Below are 18,867 nucleotides of genomic sequence, written 5' to 3'. Positions count from 1 at the left end.
GTAACAATGTCAGGGGATGCAACGATCACGAATGCAGGTCTTCTTTCACTTAAAAATACAGGCACTGCTGGTACATATACTAAGGTTATTACAGATGCTCAAGGTCGTGTGACTTCAGGTTCTGCCCTTGCTTCTGGCGATGTCACGGCGGCTCTTGGTTATACTCCGGCGGACGCGGCGGCGGCTGGTTACGTGAATGGCGGTAATACATTTAGTGGTAATGCGACGATTGGCTTGAATGATGCTTATACGCTAGGGTTTAAAACAAACAACGCGACAAGAATGACTCTCGATTCAAGTGGCAATTTGGGCCTCGGCACTGCAACTCCAGGCAGAAAATTGCATCTGCAATATACCATGAACTCTGGTGACGATGGAATTATGCTTGAGAATCTCGGTAATGCCGGTGCCAACCTTTCTCTGAAGGCTTCAGGCGCTGGTGGCCACGAGTACATGTTGCTTTCTACCGGTTCGGCAAACTCTACGGGTGCTGGTTTCTTCGGAATCTATGATCAAAGTATCCCCACTTACAGAATGGTTATTGGGCCCACGGGCAATGTTGGTTTCGGTACGTCGGCTCCGGGCTATACTCTGGATTTGGGCTCTAGAACAGATGCGCTTCGCCTGCCTTCAGGATTAGATGCAACGCGCCCTGCAAATGCGACAGGCCTCATACGTTATAATACAACAAGCAATGTTGTCGAGTATAACAACGGTTCTGCTTGGGTCACCGTAGGTTCTTCTCTTGGTTACACTCCAGTAAATAAAGCTGGCGATACTATGTCTGGCAGTTTGATGCTTGCTGCTGGTCAGTATTTGGGTCTTGGCTCAGGATCCACTGCGGGAACAGTGGCCGGTCAGATGTGGTATGACTCAGGCGTCATTAAATATTTTGATGGAACTACGGTAAAATCACTCGGTGTTGCGGGTTCTGGTATTACAAGCTTGAATGGCTTAACAGCGAATGTTCAATCCTTTGTAGTAGGTTCTGCAGGTAACGCTCCTGCGATTACTTCTGCTGGTTCGGCTCACACACTCGATATCCCAATGGCTTCGGCTTCTGGCTCCGTGACTGCCGGTCTTATCAGCAACGCCGATTATGCTTCGATGATGGCAAAACAATCCAATACTTTGGCGGCAGGCCAAATGTGGGTTGGTAACGCATCAGGTGTTGCGCAAGCGTTTAGTTTATCTGGAGATGTGGCTTCAGTGTCTAACTCAGGCTCCGTAGTAGTTAATAAAACTACAACAGGTGCTAGTAACACGATCTTATCTCTCGACGGCACAGGTGTCGCAAACGTCTACGGCGTTGGCGTGAAGGGTGCAACTTCTGGCACTGTGACTTTGCAAGCGGCTGCGACAACTGCCAACTACTCATTAAAATTACCTGCAACCACTCCAGCCGCAAACCAAGTGATGCAGTCGGATGCCTTAGGGAACCTCTCATGGGCGACAGCTCTGACGTCAACCTCCGGCTATGTTAATGGTGGAAACTCGTTTGGTGCGACAGCGAGTCTTGGTACAAACGATAATTATGATTTAAATGTAAGAACAAACGGTGCGACTCGCTTTAGTTTCTTAAAAACAGGCGAGGTGGGTATTGCTCCATTTGCTGGCGGAGCAAACCTTCAAGTCAACGAAGGCAATGTGGAAGTCAGCCGTCAAGATTCTTGGCCTGAGTTCACAGTTTCTGGTTACGGAAGTAGCGGTGGTAACTACTGGAACCCACAAATTAACTTAACCTATGCTCGTGGTACGAGAGCTTCGCCAACTTATGCTCAGAATGGGGATACATTAGGAGCTCTTCGCTCAAGTAATCACACCAATGGACTCGGGGCTTATCTTCGTTTTGATGCAACTGAGAATCACACGGCTTCAGCTTCTGGGACAAAAATTAGTTTAGTGACTGTGCCTAATGGGTCTAATCTTGGCAACGTGGCTTTAAGTATCGCTCAAGACGGTAAAGTCGGGGTGGGATCTTCGGCTCCAGCTTATTCATTAGATATGCAGGATAAAACAGATGCTATGCGCATCCCTGTAGGGAACACTTCTCAGCGCCCAACAAACGCTACTGGCCTGCTTCGTTACAACACAACAAACAGTAACGTGGAATTTAATAACGGGACGACTTGGACTGCGCTCTCTTCTGGCGGAGGTTCCGCGTACATTAACGGTGGCAATACATTCTCAGGCAATGCAACCATTGGTCTCAATGACGCTTACACTCTTGGGTTTAAAACGAACAACACAACTCAGATGACGTTAGATAGTTCTGGTAAACTCGGTATCGGCACAGCCACTCCGGCTTCGAAACTACACGTTTATAGCACTGCCAATGCGGATAATGCAGTGACCATCGGAGTGGCGGGCTCTGGCAATTCGGAAAAAGCCAAAGTAAACCTGATGACTTGGTCTGATGGCAATGTGCTAGGTGCGACCTCAAATAACCGTGGTTGGGCAATGACGGCTTACGGGAATTCTTACGGAACTTCTGATGCCAATGATTTAGATTTTAGCTACTGGGGTGGAGTCGCTTGGACTCAAGGTTTGCGCCTTGAACAAACCGGTAAGGTCGGTATCGGTACATCAGATCCGCAGTACTCTTTGGATTTTAATAGCAGAACAGATGCCATTCGCTTGCCGGCAGGTACGACAGCTCAGCAGCCAACAGCGGCGGCGGGATTGATTCGTTACAATACCACAAACAGCAATATCGAATTTAATAATGGTTCAACCTGGACGGCTCTGGCGACAGGCACCGGCTCAGGATACGTGAATGGTGGTAATAGCTTTGCTGGAAATGCGACCATCGGTTTGAATGACGCTTATAATTTGAGCGTCAAAACCAACAATGCGACTCGTATGACATTCACAGGTAATGGCAATATCGGTATCCTCACGACGAGTCCGCAAGCGGCTCTTCACATCGCTGATACCAATGCGACAGGCTCTAGCTATTCACCGCTGACCATCGGTACAAATGCCGGCGCCCATGTGGGTATCGACTTTGACTCGGTTCAAGCTTACAACGGTGGCTCTAACAGTATTCTTTATTTGAACTACTGGGGCGGCGACATCGGCTTTGGTGACGCTAGTAAAATGAAATTCGACCGTACGAACAGCAAGCTTGCTCTGCTTGCTGGCGGTAGTATTGACGTTGCAAGTACCGGTACCATTGCGACTGCTAACGGTAGTATTTCCTCATCCTATGGCAACATCTACACAACGACTGGTAAGATCGGTGCCGGTGGTGCTCCTTCTTACAGTATTGATGCTGGTACAAACACAGATGCCTTAAGACTTCCTCGTGGTACGACAGCTCAACAACCTGCCAATGCCGCGGGTCTGATTCGTTATAATACTTCTAATAATAATATCGAATACAATAACGGTTCTGGCTGGTCAGTCCTTGCGACTTCTTCAGGTTCTTCGGGAGCCTTCGTCAACGGCGGTAATTCCTTTGGTGCGGCGACAAGTCTTGGTACGAATGACGGCAATGCTTTGACTTTGAAAACCAATGGCACCACAGCCCTGACACTCGATACTTCGCAGAATATGTCTACAGCAGGTGATTTCACTATGACATCTGGCAAGAGCTTGATGTTTGGTACGTCTGCTTACTCATTCGTTAACGGGACGGGTGGCGCTTCGAGCTACTTAAACTTTGGTACTTCAGGCGCTATCGTGATGACACTCGACGTGAATGGCCGCGTGGGTATCGGTACGAATCCGCAATTTAGTTTGGATATTGGTTCTCGCACGGATTCTATCCGCTTGCCAGCGGGGACCGATGCTCAACGTCCTGCGAATACAGCGGGTCAGATTCGTTACAATACGACAAGCAATGTTGTTGAGTTCAACAACGGCTCTACTTGGTCGGCTCTTGGTGGCGGTGGTGGCTCTAGTTATGTAAACGGCGGCAATAGTTACGGTGCCAATGCCACGATCGGTTTGAATGACAACTACAATTTGGGTTTCAAAACAAACAATGCCACGCAGATGACGCTTTCGAATGCCGGTAACTTAGGTGTTGGAACGGCTTCTCCTGCTGCGAAAGTTCATATCAAAGGCTCGGCACCGACGTCAGTGACGGTCGCGAATGAATACCTTCATATTGGTGGTACGGAGCAGACTAGCGGTGGCTATCAAGTAATCGGATTTGGATATTACTCTTCTGAAGCTTATCCAAATGCTTATATGGGTCTCGTTCAAACCAGCGTGGCTGGTTCCGGTAAAGGGGACTTGGTCTTCGGTGCTCGTAACAGTACTGCCGACGTTGCACCCAGCGAGTTGATGCGTATTAACTCTGCCGGCGGTGTTGGTATCGGCACTTCAACGATCAACAACAACTTGTCATTCTCAGGACAATCAGCGCAAAAAGTGGGTGTTGAGAGAATCACAACGTCAGGAACTGCGGGCTCTGATTTCACGATTACTGCCGGTGGTGCTTACAGCGGTGGTACAAACTTGGCCGGTGGTACTTTAACTTTGTCGAGTGGTACTTCAACAGGTACGGGTGGTTCACAAATTCTCTTGCAAACGGCATCTTCTGGTACGACAGGCACGGCGGATAGAGCCCCTGCAACCAAAGTCACCATCTCAGGGACTGCAAACTCAGATACCATGGCAGTTGCCGGTACGATCCGTGGTACCTCCGTGGATAATGCTTCTAGTACGACCATCGATTGGAGTAAGGGCAATACCCAGTACACGGCTGCAGGATGTACTGGTACTCAATATACATTCTCGAATATGCGTGATGGCGGTGTTTACACGCTCGCGATCACAGGAACTTTCTCTGCGAACTGTACATTCGGTCAGACTTCACCGGATACTCTGTCCGGTACTCCTGGATCAGGCAATTTCTACTTCTTACCTGCCAACAGTATTCCGAGTGGCAGTAATGCTATCTTCTCATTTATGCGCGTAGGTTCTAAGGTCTACGTTCAGTGGAACAGTGGATTCCAAAACTAGGAGCAGCGGCAGTGAAGCTCCAAAAAATCCAAACCTCACGTCGATGGATTAAACAAGGGCTGGTTGCTTCCCTGCTCTTGTTGTCTGTTGAGACATCGCTCGCTGACGTGACTTGGACTTCTGGAACAATCGCCCCCGGAGACTATACTTCGAGTGGAATTGTCACCATCGGTGGTGCGGTCACATTTCAGCCCGGTACATTTACATTTTCATCTCTTGTCGTGAGCTCAGGTTTTACCCTGACCGTGCAAGGAAACACCGGCACGAACACGGGTGTTATCATCAATGCGGGCAGTGTCGATATTAGCGGTACTGTCAGCGGTGACTCGCAAGGGTTTAACACGGCAGCCGGAAGCGGCGCTGGTACTAGTGGATCTTATGGTACTGGCGCAGGCCATGGCGGTACCGGCGGTGCAGCTCTTTCAAACACTAATGTCGGCGGTATTTATGGTTCGGCAGTTTCTCCAACGATGCTCGGCTCCGGAGGCGGTAGCGGAGGCAGTGGCGGTGGTAAAGGCGGGGGTGCCGTTAAGTTTGTTGTGAGTGGCACTATGTCCGTTTCGGGAACCATCACTATGAACGGGGCTGTCGGACCGACCTGGGGTGGTGGTGGCTCCGGCGGAAGTATTTGGCTGGATGTTGGGACTCTGAATGGTGCGGGCACTCTTCGTGCAAACGGTGGCAATGGTACTTCCAGCGGTGGTGGTGGCGGTGGTGGCCGCATTTCCATAAATTACAGCTCAACAAATAATTTTACCGGTACGACGTCGGTTGCCCGCGGGACGGGCTATGCGAACGGAAATAACGGAACGATTTTCATTCGTAATTCAGCGGCTAACAATATCCTTTGTAACGTCTCTCAAACGATCGCTGTTAGCGCGGGTGATTTACCGAGTCCGCTTGGCGCTATCTCACTTTCCAATGCCTGTGTATTGAACTTGACCGGGGCTTTGAGTGCGGCGAGTGCAACTGTGACTGGCAGTGGATCGGTACTCAGTGTTTATGGCAGTTTGGATTTAACAGGTGACTTGAGTTTGACGACGTCGGCACTTGTAACATTTGTTGGAAATACAAGTACTGGTGTTGGCTCGACGATGACGGCGGTGAATGTCTCTGTCGATTCGACCTCGACAATCAGTGCAAATAGTCAGGGTTATGGCACTAACGCAGGCACGGGAAAAGGTATCAACGGAAGCTACGGTGGCGGTGCCGGTTATGGCGGCCCTGGTGGTGATGCAAATAGTGGCGGCCCTGGTGGTGGGACTTATGGAAATGCGATTGGACCAACGAACTTAGGCTCGGGTGGCGGTAACGGTGGTAACGGCGGTGGTAGTGGCGGTGGCGCAATTAAAATCACCGCGTCTGGCACCATGACGATTGATGGAACTGTCTCAGCAAATGGTGCTGTGGGACCAACTTGGGGTGGTGGTGGCTCTGGAGGCAGCGTTTGGTTAGCGACGGCCACACTTGCCGGTGCGGGTGCGATTCGTGCCAATGGTGGTAACGGGACTTCAAGCGGCGGCGGCGGTGGTGGTGGCCGCGTCTATGTGACTTACTCGAGTGCGAATAGCTATACCGGTGCACTATCTGCATCCGGAGGGACCGGCGGTAGTGGTGGCTCTGTCGGAACGGTTATTCTTTTAAACTCTGCCACAAATGATTTCGCCTGTACCAATCCCAGCGCCATTTCGGTTAACAGTTCCGATCTTGCGAGCCCAATGGGTGTGTTGACAATCTCTGGGGCTTGTAAAATTACGATCATCGGAAATAGCTCGTTTGGTTCAATTTCAGTTTCCGGCTCAGGGAGCACGCTGACAGCGAACGGAAACTTAACCACGAGCGGAGATATGAATTTAAGTTCTTCCGCGGCCGTAACGGTCAGCGGAGATTTAAGTGTCAATAATCTTTCAATGCTGAGTTCAAGCACGCAGAGTGTGAGTGGCAATATAACTCTCGGTGGTACAGCGACGATCACCAGTAGTGCTTTGACGATTTTCAAAAATATGACGACGACGACCGGAAGTATCAACCTGACTACTTCGGCAAGTATTATCGCGGATGCCGATACTGTCGGCGGCGTTGGTAACACTATTTCTGCCGCGAGTATTTCAATCGACGCCACTTCAAATATTAATAGTAATGGCCAAGGTTATACCACGGGCAATGGTCTCGGTGGCGGTGGCAGCGGCAGTTACGGTGCGGGCGCTGGCTATGGCGGTGCCGGCGGTGGTGCATCTGGAGGTTCGATCGGAGGCTCAACTTATGGTTCACCGATTAAACCAACACTTTTGGGATCCGGTGGCGGTAACGGTGGTAATGGCGGTGGCACAGGCGGTGGCGCCATTAAAATTATTGCTTCAAACACAATGACCGTGAATGGAAGCTTAACTGTTAATGCGGGTACACCTCCGACTTGGGGTGGTGGTGGCTCGGGCGGAAGTCTGTGGGTCAGCGCGGGAACTCTTGCCGGCAGTGGGACTATTGCTGCGAATGGTAGTAGTGGTGCCGGGAACGCTGGCGGTGGTGGTGGTGGCCGTGTGTATGTCGACTATTCTAGTTCGTACACGTTTAACGGCACAATGACTGCGGCTGCCGGGACAGGTTATATCGCCGGTACGGCGGGTTCCGTCGTCGTTATAAATTCTTCGACGAATGATCTGACGTGTAGTTCATCTTATAATTATTCTGTGAATGCGTCTGATTTCTCGGGCTCTGTCGGTAATATTGCTCTTTCGGGCGGTTGTAAGTTAACCATCAACGGAAATATTTCTACGAATGCAGTTACGGTGACTGGAAGTGGTACCGTCCTGACGTTGAATGGCAATCTCACTGCCTCGGGAAATGTTTCGTTAACGACATCGGCTCAAATCGTGATGCTAGGTAATACCATCACCGGTTATGGCTATGTCATTTCTGCTGCGAATATGTCGATTGACTCAACCTCATCGATTTCAGCCGATAGCCAGGGATATACATCCGGAAATGTGACGGGTGGAGGTAGCAGTGGTTCTTACGGGGCCGGCGGCGGTTACGGCGGCGCTGGTAAAGCGGGTAATGGCGGTGCACCAGGAGGCTCTACTTACGGTTCTTCGATCAATCCTATCGATCTTGGTTCGAGTGGCGGTAGTGGAGGTAACGGTGGTGCTCCAGGTGGTGGCGCGATTCGCTTGATTGTCTCTGGCACTTTGACTGTTGATGGAATTATTTCTGCAAATGGCGGTACGGCTCCAGTATGGGGTGGTGGTGGTTCCGGTGGTAGTGTCTGGATTAACACCGGAACTCTCGCCGGCGCGGGAACGATTCGTGCCAACGGTAGTAATGGTTATTCGAGCAGTGGCGGCGGTGGTGGCGGCGGTCGCGTCGCCGGGGCTTATAATACAAGTACATTCTCTGGAACAGCCCAGGCAACGGCAGGTTCAGGTTATGGCGGAACAGCGGCAGTTGGTACTGTTGTGATGGGCCCATTGGGTGCGGCATCGAAACTTTATTTCTCGACACAGCCTTCAACATCCGTGCGAGTGAGTGAAGCCTTCCCGGTTCAGCCGGCGGTCTCGGCTCAAGACAGCAACGGCAACGTTGTACCGACGTATTCTGGCACCATCACGGTGGCGGCCTACACAGATGCGACTTGTACAACAGCCGCAGGAGGAAGTTTGACAAGTACGACGGCTTCAACAGTCTATGGTACGGGGACTTTCTCGGGAGTCAGTTATTCTATTAAGTCGACAACAATCTATTTGAAAGCAACTTCCGGTGCATTGACATCGGCGTGCTCGTCGGCCATCGCGGTCGGTGGTGCTGCTGCGACGAAATTGGCATTTACAACTCAGCCGTCATCGACCGCAACTGCGGGGACGAACTTCACTCAGCAACCGGTTGTGACAGCCCGAGATGCTTCGGATACTGCAGACTATCTTTATTCAACAACGATCACACTGACGGTCTACACCGATGCGACCTGCACGACAGCAGCCAGTGGTGGGACTTTGAGCAACTCGACATCCAACAGTTTCAATCTGGGGGCTGCGACTTTCAGTGGAGTTCGCTATACGAAGTCGGGCACATATTATCTGCAGGCCTCATCAGGCAGTCTGACTACAGCTTGTTCGAGTGCAATTGTGATTTCTCCGGGAGCTGCTTCGAAGCTGGTCATTACAACCGAACCATCGTCCACAGCGACGGCGGGCGTGGATTTTGCGCAGCAGATGGTTGTCGCTGTCATGGATAATAACAATAATGTTATCACCACCTCCTCCGCAGCGATTACCCAGACAGCATACACAAATGCGGCCTGTACATCTGCTGGAACTGGAACATTGAATGGTTCTGCAACAACGACTTCAGGCGTGGCGGCTTATAGCGGTCAGAACTATACGAAGGCAGGAAACCTCTACATTAAGGTAACATCGTCGGGTCTAACTTCCGATTGCTCGGCAAGAGTGACTGTCTCAGCGGGCGCTGCAAGTACGCTGACATTCTCAACTCAGCCGTCATCATCTGCAGTGACGGGAGTGAACTTTAAAACTCAGCCGGTGGTTCAAGCTGTCGATGCCTATGGTAACTTGGTGTCGACATATAATACGGCTATCGGTCTGGCCGCTTTCACGGACTCAGGTTGTAGCAGTGCTGCGAGTGGCACGATGAATGGTTCGGCGACGACTACATCGGGGGTCGCGACGTTCAGTAACGTTCGTTATAGTGCAAGTGGTACGATCTATGTTCAGGCTTCCTCCGGAGCTCTGACGCCAGGCTGTTCAACGGCCGTCGCAGTGATTCCGAATGTGCCGATCATGTTCAGGGGTTACTAAAACCAGTGGCCTAGGACCCACGCCCAGGCGGGCGCTGTCGCCAGTGAAATCGGGATTCCCAAGCCAATCATCAGATTCGCAAGCTCGACATCTAAATCGTATTCCGCAGCGATAATTCCAGATGTAATCATGGGTGCCATCGCAGCTTCAACTAAAGTGATCAGTGTTGTTTGATTGAACTGTTTGAATATGCCGAGATAAATCACCGTACAAATCAGCGGTACTAAAAATAGCTTATAGCCCAAACCCCAGCATAGGTTTTTGAAATTGGCTTTGATCATTTCGGGATGAAAATGCAGCTGCATGCCGACTGAAACAAGGGATAACGGGACGAGAGTGCCGCCAAGACGATCTAAAACCTGAAACGCCTCTGGCGGCAATTCGATCGCCCGCAGAGGAAAAGCCACGAGCAATGACAGAAACGGTGGAAAGGCGAAGATCTTTTTAAGAATATATTTCGGGTGAACAGAACCACCCGCATAATAAGCAGCCGTCGCAACACCGAGTGTGCCCGCGATCAGAAAGCTTCCCGGCTGATCAACCAGAATGCCGACAGCAATGGCGCCTGCGCCGTAAAGCGCTTCCAGCAAGGGAAAGCCGACGAATGAAGTGTTTCCCAGTGAGCCAGTCAGTGACAGTGTGCCGATGGTTTTCTTGGGCATCTGAGTTTTCTTGCCCACAAGGTAAAAGAAACCAAAACCCATGATGTAGGTTAACCACGGCATCGAAACCGGGATCAGCAAACTACTGCTATTGAGATCGAGACGATGAATCTGTGCCAATGTCAGAGCCGGCAGCGACACATAAATCACAAAGCGATTCAGGGCCAGGGGGGCATTTGGTGGGAAAAACTTATAGCGGCGGAAGAAAATACCGAGCAGAAAGCAAACAAAGATCAGAATGAAATTCGCCATAGAGCCTAATGTTATAGAGAAGTAGAGATTTCTTGAAGGAATTTTTCAACCGCAGGGGCATATTCGCTGCGATAGTCGCGAAGACCCACGAGGTGATCTGATTCAGGCAAGCTTAGTTTGCGCCAATCCAAATCTGGATGGGGATCAAAGATCGCATCAATGTGATCCGGAGGAATCAAACGATCTTTCCAGCCACGAATCGAAAGAATTTTAAAGCCTTTTGGAAACTGATTGAGATCCTCTTGCGTGTCTTTGTGCAAGTAAGGGCTCCACCCATACGAAAGCAACGGAGCCAAAATATGTCTTAAAGCCAAAGAGTTGATCTTCCAGTCGTACTTTGCAAGATTCGCAAAAGAATCCACGAATTTACCGGAAGGACCACTATCGAAAACAGCGCCGACGACGTCGACGCATTTACGGCGAGCCAGAGCTTCAATCGCAGCAGCACCGGGATTTGAGAACGCGAAGACGATTTTTTTGCCTGGTAGCAGATTCAGCATGTTCTCGATCTGATCGGCATAGACATGTTTCAGACCGAATTTTAGCTGCGAGCTGATGGGCAGTTTCAGAGTGTCTTTGATTTCTTTCCACTTTTTCAATGGAGTTAGAAGGCCTTGAGAGAAATCAAGAATCGCCGGTGTCTTTTGCAGACTAAAGAGCGCGACGTCGTAACCAAGATCATTCAGGAATTTGACGTGACGGGCGAGTTCACGTTGTTCAGAGCCAAAAAAAGGAACCAGCAAAAGGGTCTCTTCGAACTTTTTATTTCTCGATTTAAAAAGTCGACCCTCGTAAGGGAAAGAGACCGTTGCTGATTCCATTGAAGATAATCCTAATGTTTCACAGAGCTCTTAGAAGGCCACAGGTCTGTCCAGTGGCTTGCTGTTTTGCCCGCGTGTTGTGTTTGTTCCAAAGCAGATTCTGGGACAATGACTTGTTCCAAAGCTGTTTCAGCCAATACTTTACCGCAAGCATCTACAACGCTGTCAGCATCAATTCCATGGAATGCATAGATTTCTGATGGACGACCGCATTTAGAGTGCTTTCTAACAGCGCAAGATTCTTGGCGTACACCGATGACAGAACCGATGTTATCCAACAAGCCTGCTTCACCGTCGTGAACGCTGACAACCGGAACGCGCTTACCAGCCACTGTGATCAAATCGCCTGTGCTGACTTCTTCGGATTTTCTCAAATACAAGTCCGAGTTAATGCCGAGGCCGTGTTTCAAGTAGGCATAGTCGTTCTCATGAGCCTGAATACCCACCAACAAGTCTGGTGAAGTCACCACGATCACGTTTGCATAGATACCGTGGCCGAGAAGAGTCTCAGACGCCTTGATACCTTCAGTCACAAGTGAACCCATTGCGAAGATATTCACCACGTTGTCGCCGGGCTCATAGCCAGCGTAACCGCGGTAGTCGATCAAGTAGTAAGCGCCTTGAAGAACTTCTTCACGCACTTGACGCAAGATCTGAGCATCGTCTAACGAAGCAATTTCTTCTTCGTTCACGCCACCAGCAACTGGGAATTCCGCGCGAGCGAGTTTAGAGTTCATGTCGCCTTTGAAGCGAGCTTGCTTCTTCAGGTAAGTCATCATGTCTTTTTGTTCCGCACCGCGAGTCACAAGTCTGAGCAAGACGCCAGAACGGCCGGCGTTGTTGTTCAAGACATGACGCTTGATAGATTCGCAGAGGATCCAATCCAACTCTTGGCAGAAGAACGGTTCCCAAGTGATTTGGTTCGGGATCTGAATATCAGACTTCCAACCGTGCTGAGCGCCTTCTGGAGACAATGTCACACCTGACGGAGTCCCTACGCAGATGAATGAGCTCTTCCAGTACAAGTTGTAGAAGTACTGATCGAGGGCGCGTTTGATGAAGAAGTCATAAACGGTCATCAACGGAATCAAAGGAATGCCGAGAGTGTCGCGCATGCGGCCGAAAGCCCCTACGCAAGACATCACGTTTCCTTCAGCGATTTCAAAACGCAAGAAGCGGTCGGAAACCTCTTCACCAGGAATCAAATCTGGAAGCTTGTGGTCTTTAACGCCCAATTCAGTTTCCAAATCCTCAGTCACAACTGGCGCACCGAAGATTTTACCATCCATCGCTGGATTCAAGTTCGTCGAAGTACCAACATCCGGAGCCATGGAGATGAACAACTCACCAGGGAGTTTGAATGGCTTCTCAGTTGCTGTGAGTGGTTTTTGCTTCTCAGCCAGTTTGTTTTCTTCAAGCGGCGTGTTTGCGATACGAGTGAGCTTTGCAGTCAACTGACCGAGCATCCACTGAGTGTGTGGATAGCTCGTCATTTTCGTGTTGATATCAAGAGACTCAGGGATTTCGCCCCATTGAGTGAGCTTCTCGAGGAAGAATTTTTGATTTTTGTCCTTCAAAGCATGTTGAGCTTTGATTTCGCTCCAAAGTTTTTCACCGCGCTCTTTCAAGTATTTCGCTTCTGGCGTACCCGCTGCGAAACGCTCGAATAAGTTGTCGCCAGTGATGCCTTGCTTGTTTTTCAATTCAACCAATTCATCTTCAGTTGGCAACTGAGAGTGATTACCTGGCTGAGCGGCACAACGCAGGCCCCAGCCTTTCAATGTGTGAGCAATGATGATTGTTGGACGGCGAGTGGATTTCTTAGATTGCTCCATCGCTTCAGCCAAAAGCATGATGTCGTGGCCACCGAAGTCGCGGATGGCTTCATACAATTCTTGGTCAGACACGCTGTCCAAGAATTTCTTCATGTTTGGATGTTCTTTCGCGATGCCTTTTTTCAACGCCTTCATGTCTTGCACAAGGAGCAAAGCTTGAAGTTCGTAGTCTTCGAGTTCTTTCTCGAGGAAGTTTTGGAAAGTTTCGCCACCCGGCTTTTTGAAAAGATTCAAACGCTTTTGACCGTGACGAACTTGGATGACTTCCCAACCGTTGGCAGCCATTGTGCGCTCCACGCGGTCAGCATCCGTTCCGTTCATGATCTCTGGATTTGTAATACGCTGACCATCGAGTGATTGACGATTGTAATCGAGGATCCAAGTCAACGATCCAAGTTCACGCTCCGCAAAGTCAGGAACCGCTTCGTACATAGAACCTTCGCGGAACTCGGAGTCGCCGCAAAGAGCCCAGAAGTGAGCATCTGGAACTTCGTAACCATGTTCACGAGCGTAGCGGTAAGCCAGCGCCATGTAACCAGCTTCAACTGGTGGAATGCCCACGGTGCCAGACGGGAAGAAATTGTGATTATCAGAATCGTAAGCTGAGTGATAAGACTGGAAGACTGGTTCGCCGTGAGAGTATTTGCGAAGACCCATCATCGCCGTGTTGCACTCTTCAAGAGACAATTTGCTCAAATCTTGTTTCAAAAACAAATCGAGAAGATAGTTGTAAGAGTGATCTGTCGGCGAAGCATGCGGTTTGTTAGCGATATGATCGAAGCCGGATTTCACCATCAAGTGCAAAGCGCCCATGATGTGCAGGGAACTTGCAGAAGCAGAAGCGTGGCCACCAATTTTTGGATCGCCCTTTTCTTTATCGGTGCGATGGTTGGCCTGGAAAATCATCTGAGTCGCAGAATAATGGGCGCGACGAGCGATGGATTCCAACACTTCACGGGAAATAGATTTCGGAGTTTGTTTATCGGATGGTTTACTCACGGTTTTCTCCTCTTGAATGAAGGGCTATTTCTAGCACCAGGCCCTCTCAGAACAAAGACATGACTAATAGCGGCGTAGAGTTAGGTCTCTAGTACGAAATCCCAGCGAATTTTGACGGTCCCATCGTTCTCGATGATCCCTTTCGGAGGGTTTGGGAATGGCGCAGCGGCCTTAAACGATTCTATAGCCGCGTCGTCGAGGTCGCGGACCCCGGAATCCGAGAGAACCTGTACGTTTACAAGTGTCCCGGAAGAGTCCAAAACGATCAAAAGCTTGGTAACACGGTCCTGGGCAGAGGCGATTTTACGGCCCTGTTGGAACATCGTATTCACTTTTTCTTTCACTTTCGGTTCCCAGTATTGTGAGAGCTGCTTACGGATCCGGTTGTAGTAAGTGTAATATTTGAATTCGCGAGTATTGAGCAAGGTCTCGATACCTTGGTCCACGTTTTTTAGGTAATCACTCGTTTGGCTAACGTCTCCGCCTTTTTGAGCGGCTTCAGCCTCTTGCTTAGTTTTAGCTTCTTGTTTTTTGAAACCAGCGGCCATTGGATCATAAGCGGCGAGAAGTTGATCCAATTTCGGCGAGGATTTTTTAGACTCAACCGGTTTGCCGGCTTTGGTGTTTTTAGTGATCTTGTTTTGAAACTCGCCATGATTTACGGCTTGAGTTTGCTTAGCGACTTTTTGATCGTGAGCGCTCAAGAAAGCTTGGTCATCAGGACGCTCTTTATTGAGAGCTTTTTCATCTTGCTCCACAATTTGCTTATCCATTTTGATTTTATCTTTTTTGACGACGACTTCAGGTTTAGCTGCCTTCGGGGCTTCTGGCTGTTGGTCGAGGATTTCGACCGTCACAGTTTGAGGCGCGGCTGGTTTTTGAATGCTGAAAGAATAGAGGGCGACTCCTCCGACCACCAAAAAGTGGAGCACAAGAGAGAGTAGTAGTGCTATGGAAAGAGAACGTTTCATCAGCAAGCCTCGCCAATATTGCTATCGGTATTAAGACACACAAAATGTAGCTTTGGATTAAACAAGATGAAAGAATTCGACGTGAGTCCAGTTTGACTCATGAAGACGCGCAAGTCACAATATATTCAATGAAAACGGAAGCATGGTTTTTGACGGATAAGGGTCTGCGTCGTGATTCAAATCAAGACTCTTGCCTGATCAATAAAGATTTTGGCGTATATATCGTAGCCGATGGAATGGGTGGACACTCCGGTGGAGAAGTTGCATCCGCAATTGCCGTGCAAACTGTGGAAGAAATTCTGAAGGCTCCCGAGGCAAAAGACATGTCGCCGCGGGAAGTTCTGACCTACGCTTACGAAGAAGCCAGCCGCCGCATATATGACAAAGCTGCGAATGAAAACCCTGAGCTTGCGGGTATGGGCACCACGATGGTGATGGCGTATGTTCGCGATAAGCATATCTATGTCGCGAATGTCGGGGATTCACGATGTTATTTATTTAAGAAACCTTTTTTATGGCAGATCACTGAAGACCATTCGCTCTTGAATGAACAAATTCGTGCCGGCGTTTTGAAAGAAGAAAACATTGGCCAGTTTGTTGCCCGCAACGTGATTACACGCAGCGTGGGTTACGAGCGCGAAGTGCATCCGGATATTATTGAGCGCGAGATCGTTGCAGGTGAAAGTTATCTGCTCTGCTCCGACGGTTTATCGGGTTTAGTGCAGGATCAAAAAATTTCTCAGATCCTCAATCAGAATTCCCCTGACAAAGCTGTCAAAACTTGCGTAGATCAAGCTTTGGCAAATGGCGGGGATGACAACGTCACGGTGTTGATTTTGAATTTCCAGGAATCGAAGTAGTTAAGAGTTGGCATGAGTAGTTCAGGCAAGAAGTTCACATTTTTTATCGTCAGTAATCAGACTGGGCAGACCCGAAAGTTGGTGATCTCGTCAGTTTGGATGAAAGCGGCGAGCTTCATTGGTGCCATCGTTATTCTCGTTTTCGTTGCCGGCATGGTCGACTACTTCGGCTTGCTCCTTCAGTCTCTTGAAAACAAGCGTCTTCGCAGTGAAAATGCTCAGCTTGTGAAGCAATTCCAAGTCGTCGAGAGCAAAGTCAGCTCACTTGAAAACAGCCTTGAGCGCGTAAAAACTTTCACGACAAAATTGAAACTCATCACCAACATCGATGCTGAAGATCGCGTGACAAAGCTTTCTATGGGACCAAAACCAGCTCCGGGTCAGCAGGTCGAAGAGTACGAACCGATGGAGCAACGTCCTTCCGGCGAAGCGATGGCTCAGCAGGATGAAGTCTTTGAGGCTCCACAAACTTTGAACGAGAACAAAGGCGAAGTGGCTGAACAGCCGGCGCCTTCCAAAGATTACGCGTCTTTGGTGGTTCGTATCGATAAAGCGGTGCGCGAAACTCAGCTAAAAGAACAAAGTGTGATCGATCTTTGGGAGAGCTTGTCTGAGCGCCAAAGTTTGATCAATGCGACTCCAAATATCAAACCGGCGCGCGGTTGGTTGACCTCTCGTTTCGGTTACCGTGTGTCACCGTTTACGGGTAAAGCAACGATGCATGCGGGCTTGGACATCGCCGCAGCTCCAGGTTCTCCGGTCTATGCACCGGCGGATGGTGTCGTGAGCTTCGCGGGTTACGATCAAGGTTATGGTAAGCTTGTGAGTATTGACCACGGTTACGGTGTCAGCACGCGCTTTGGTCATACGTCGCAGATTTACGTTCAAGTCGGTCAAAAAGTTTCTAAGTGGGACGTCATTGCAGCGGTCGGAAATACGGGCCGTTCAACAGGCCCGCATCTTCACTACGAAGTGAGGATCAATGGCACGCCAGTGGATCCTATCAACTTCATCTTGGATGAATAAAATAAAAACCCGATCTCGCGATCGGGTTTTTTTATGTCTAAAACTAGCGGCACTCGCTGCGGTAGCTGTAGTTCTTTGAAGAATCTGAATCAGATCCGCGGAATGTTGCTGCTACTCGGCCACCGGCTGAGAGCAATTGCAATGTGACGGATTCAGTCGTTGTGTCGTAGCTGTAAGTCACGTTTTGTGAACCGTAATGGCTGACTTGCTCGTCGCCACACTCGGTGCGATAGCCGCCGCCTTTGCAATGTGAACGTGTGGCACATTGGCTTGGATTGTGTGGATCACACTCCGTCACGGTGTCGCATTGCTCTGGAATGCGCACATCGTGGCAACGGTATTCAGTTGTATAGTACGTGCACGATTCTGTGCCGTTGTAGTCGCCAGAAGAGCTGTAGTCGACATCGTATTTGCCGTCCACATTGTAGGGCTGACCGCTCACGCTCGACGCGATTTGGATGCGCTGGCCAGAGTGGAGTTCTTTCAAGTTTTCAGCAGTTTTAAATACGAAAGTGGATTTACCTTGGGGAAGAGCGACTTCCAATTTGATCTTCTTTTTACTTTGGATTTTGATTTGGCCATTGTAAGTGCCCGGTTGAACATCGACGGTGCTGCGACCGTCAACCAGAGTCAATTTTTGATCGACGACGAGATTTCCAGAAAAGTCTTTACAGGCCGTCAGAGCCAAAAAGCAAAGCGCCGTTAAAGCGGCAGTTGTTAGTTTCATTGTATTCCCCCTAGTGGTTCTTGTAAGTGGTGCTGATTGTTCAGCGCATTTCGGTGATTACAAAAACAGTGCCACGCTCTTCGGGAGCAAAACGTCCCTGCGACCAAACTTCTAAAAGGAGCATCGAGAGCGTCTCAAGTTGAAGTACGGAATTCGCGATTTCAGAGGAAAAGTCTCAAAAATAAGCGGATTTTGCCTCACAATGAGGTGGTGGTGTCAGTTCGTACAGTTTTGTAAAAACTAACAGTGACTGCAACAAAACTGGTCACCTTATATTTGAGCTGAGACCGAACAAGCGTTTAATTGCGTTTAAAATCAAAATGACACTGGCCCGACTCTTGAAGGAGACGTGTATATGATTAAGACAGCAATAGTGACACTCACAATTTTAGCAGCATCTCAGGGAGCCTTGGCAAAACTCACAGTTGCCAACACACAGCCTTTGGCCGTTCCAATGGAGAACGAGCAAGCCGCTGATAAGATCACTGATCAAGATGTCCAAAAGGTGATTCCAATGGACATGGCGCAAACTGACAACATGAACACAGTTGCTGCTAAAATCGCTGACCGTAGCGTTCAAACTTGGTTCAACTCAGCACAAGTTAAAGACAGCGTGATTGGTCAAACGGCAACGACTGTTCAAAAGAAGATGTCAGCGGATATCACTGTAAAATCTGATGAGCCAAAAGGTGTCGAGCATAAGTTCTCGATGCAAATCCTTGCCTTGCAAGCGATGGCGAAGCTTCAGTACACAGGCTGGTTGAACGCCGTGTTCAACTACGATGCAAAGGCCGCTGAAACAGTGGTTGAGTTCTCAGACAAGGTTTTCAATAAAGATCTCTTCGTTAATCACACTAGCAGCTCAGCAAAAGGCGATGTCAGCACAGTTGGCATCAAATGGGGTTGGTAGTCTCCTGCACGTTCCGATAAAA

10 protein-coding genes are annotated in these 18,867 nt (G+C 49.4%); 5 read left to right on the top strand and 5 right to left on the bottom strand.

From position 1 onward, the window contains the following. Nucleotides 1-4,974 (top strand): hypothetical protein (locus JSU04_14795; protein ID MBS1971576.1); only part of this gene is annotated, 4,974 nt, incomplete at its 5' end. Nucleotides 4,975-4,985: 11 nt separating this feature from the next. After that, the gene (locus JSU04_14790) at nt 4,986-9,782 is read left to right on the top strand and encodes a hypothetical protein (protein MBS1971575.1); all 4,797 of its coding nucleotides are present in this window, start codon (nt 4,986-4,988) and stop codon (nt 9,780-9,782) included. Here the strand turns inward: JSU04_14790 and JSU04_14785 are convergent. The 4 genes from JSU04_14785 to JSU04_14770 all read right to left on the bottom strand — a co-directional run bounded on the left by JSU04_14785 (nt 9,779) and on the right by JSU04_14770 (nt 15,322). Next, nucleotides 9,779-10,696: an AEC family transporter gene (locus tag JSU04_14785; protein ID MBS1971574.1), complete on the bottom strand. Its 918-nt coding sequence runs from the start codon at nt 10,694-10,696 to the stop codon at nt 9,779-9,781. The genes JSU04_14790 and JSU04_14785 overlap by 4 nt on opposite strands. A gap of 11 nt (nt 10,697-10,707) precedes the next feature. Then, the gene (locus JSU04_14780; protein MBS1971573.1) at nt 10,708-11,517 is read right to left on the bottom strand and encodes a hypothetical protein; all 810 of its coding nucleotides are present in this window, start codon (nt 11,515-11,517) and stop codon (nt 10,708-10,710) included. An 11-nt stretch (nt 11,518-11,528) separates the two neighbouring features. Next, nucleotides 11,529-14,258, bottom strand: coding sequence for a pyruvate dehydrogenase (locus JSU04_14775; protein MBS1971572.1), 2,730 nt, complete (start codon nt 14,256-14,258; stop codon nt 11,529-11,531). A gap of 173 nt (nt 14,259-14,431) precedes the next feature. Further along, nucleotides 14,432-15,322: a TonB family protein gene (locus JSU04_14770; protein MBS1971571.1), complete on the bottom strand. Its 891-nt coding sequence runs from the start codon at nt 15,320-15,322 to the stop codon at nt 14,432-14,434. Between the two features lie 128 nt (nt 15,323-15,450). On the opposite strand from JSU04_14770, the gene JSU04_14765 reads away from it, so the two are divergent. Together JSU04_14765 and JSU04_14760 are read left to right on the top strand one after the other, a co-directional pair. Beyond that, nucleotides 15,451-16,182 carry a Stp1/IreP family PP2C-type Ser/Thr phosphatase gene (locus JSU04_14765; protein MBS1971570.1) on the top strand — a complete coding sequence of 244 codons (732 nt, stop codon included), beginning with the start codon at nt 15,451-15,453 and terminating at the stop codon, nt 16,180-16,182. Nucleotides 16,183-16,194: 12 nt separating this feature from the next. Next, nucleotides 16,195-17,208, top strand: coding sequence for a M23 family metallopeptidase (locus JSU04_14760; protein MBS1971569.1), 1,014 nt, complete (start codon nt 16,195-16,197; stop codon nt 17,206-17,208). A gap of 43 nt (nt 17,209-17,251) precedes the next feature. Here JSU04_14760 and JSU04_14755 read toward each other — a convergent pair whose 3' ends face one another. Beyond that, complete coding sequence (locus JSU04_14755) at nt 17,252-17,935, bottom strand: hypothetical protein (protein ID MBS1971568.1); 684 nt, start codon at nt 17,933-17,935, stop codon at nt 17,252-17,254. A gap of 355 nt (nt 17,936-18,290) precedes the next feature. Here JSU04_14755 and JSU04_14750 point away from each other — a divergent pair, with 355 nt between their 5' ends. Then, nucleotides 18,291-18,845, top strand: a complete 555-nt coding sequence (locus tag JSU04_14750) for a hypothetical protein (GenBank protein MBS1971567.1) — start codon at nt 18,291-18,293, stop codon at nt 18,843-18,845. Nucleotides 18,846-18,867: the final 22 nt, after the last annotated feature.

The organism is Bdellovibrionales bacterium, from assembly GCA_018266295.1.
Lineage (GTDB): Bacteria > Bdellovibrionota > Bdellovibrionia > Bdellovibrionales > Bdellovibrionaceae > JACMRP01.
The sequence above is the reverse complement of the archived record's forward strand: the minus strand, read 5'-3'. Positions and strand labels throughout refer to the sequence as shown.

Excerpts from the sequence above, each read along its gene's own strand:
- JSU04_14760 (MBS1971569.1), top strand. The coding sequence starts at position 16,195 with ATGAGTAGTTCAGGCAAGAAGTTCACATTTTTTATCGTCAGTAATCAG.
- JSU04_14750 (MBS1971567.1), top strand. The coding sequence starts at position 18,291 with ATGATTAAGACAGCAATAGTGACACTCACAATTTTAGCAGCATCTCAG.
- JSU04_14775 (MBS1971572.1), bottom strand. The coding sequence starts at position 14,258 with ATGATTTTCCAGGCCAACCATCGCACCGATAAAGAAAAGGGCGATCCA.
- JSU04_14770 (MBS1971571.1), bottom strand. The coding sequence starts at position 15,322 with ATGAAACGTTCTCTTTCCATAGCACTACTACTCTCTCTTGTGCTCCAC.
- JSU04_14785 (MBS1971574.1), bottom strand. The coding sequence starts at position 10,696 with ATGGCGAATTTCATTCTGATCTTTGTTTGCTTTCTGCTCGGTATTTTC.
- JSU04_14755 (MBS1971568.1), bottom strand. The coding sequence starts at position 17,935 with ATGAAACTAACAACTGCCGCTTTAACGGCGCTTTGCTTTTTGGCTCTG.
- JSU04_14780 (MBS1971573.1), bottom strand. The coding sequence starts at position 11,517 with ATGGAATCAGCAACGGTCTCTTTCCCTTACGAGGGTCGACTTTTTAAA.
- JSU04_14765 (MBS1971570.1), top strand. The coding sequence starts at position 15,451 with ATGAAAACGGAAGCATGGTTTTTGACGGATAAGGGTCTGCGTCGTGAT.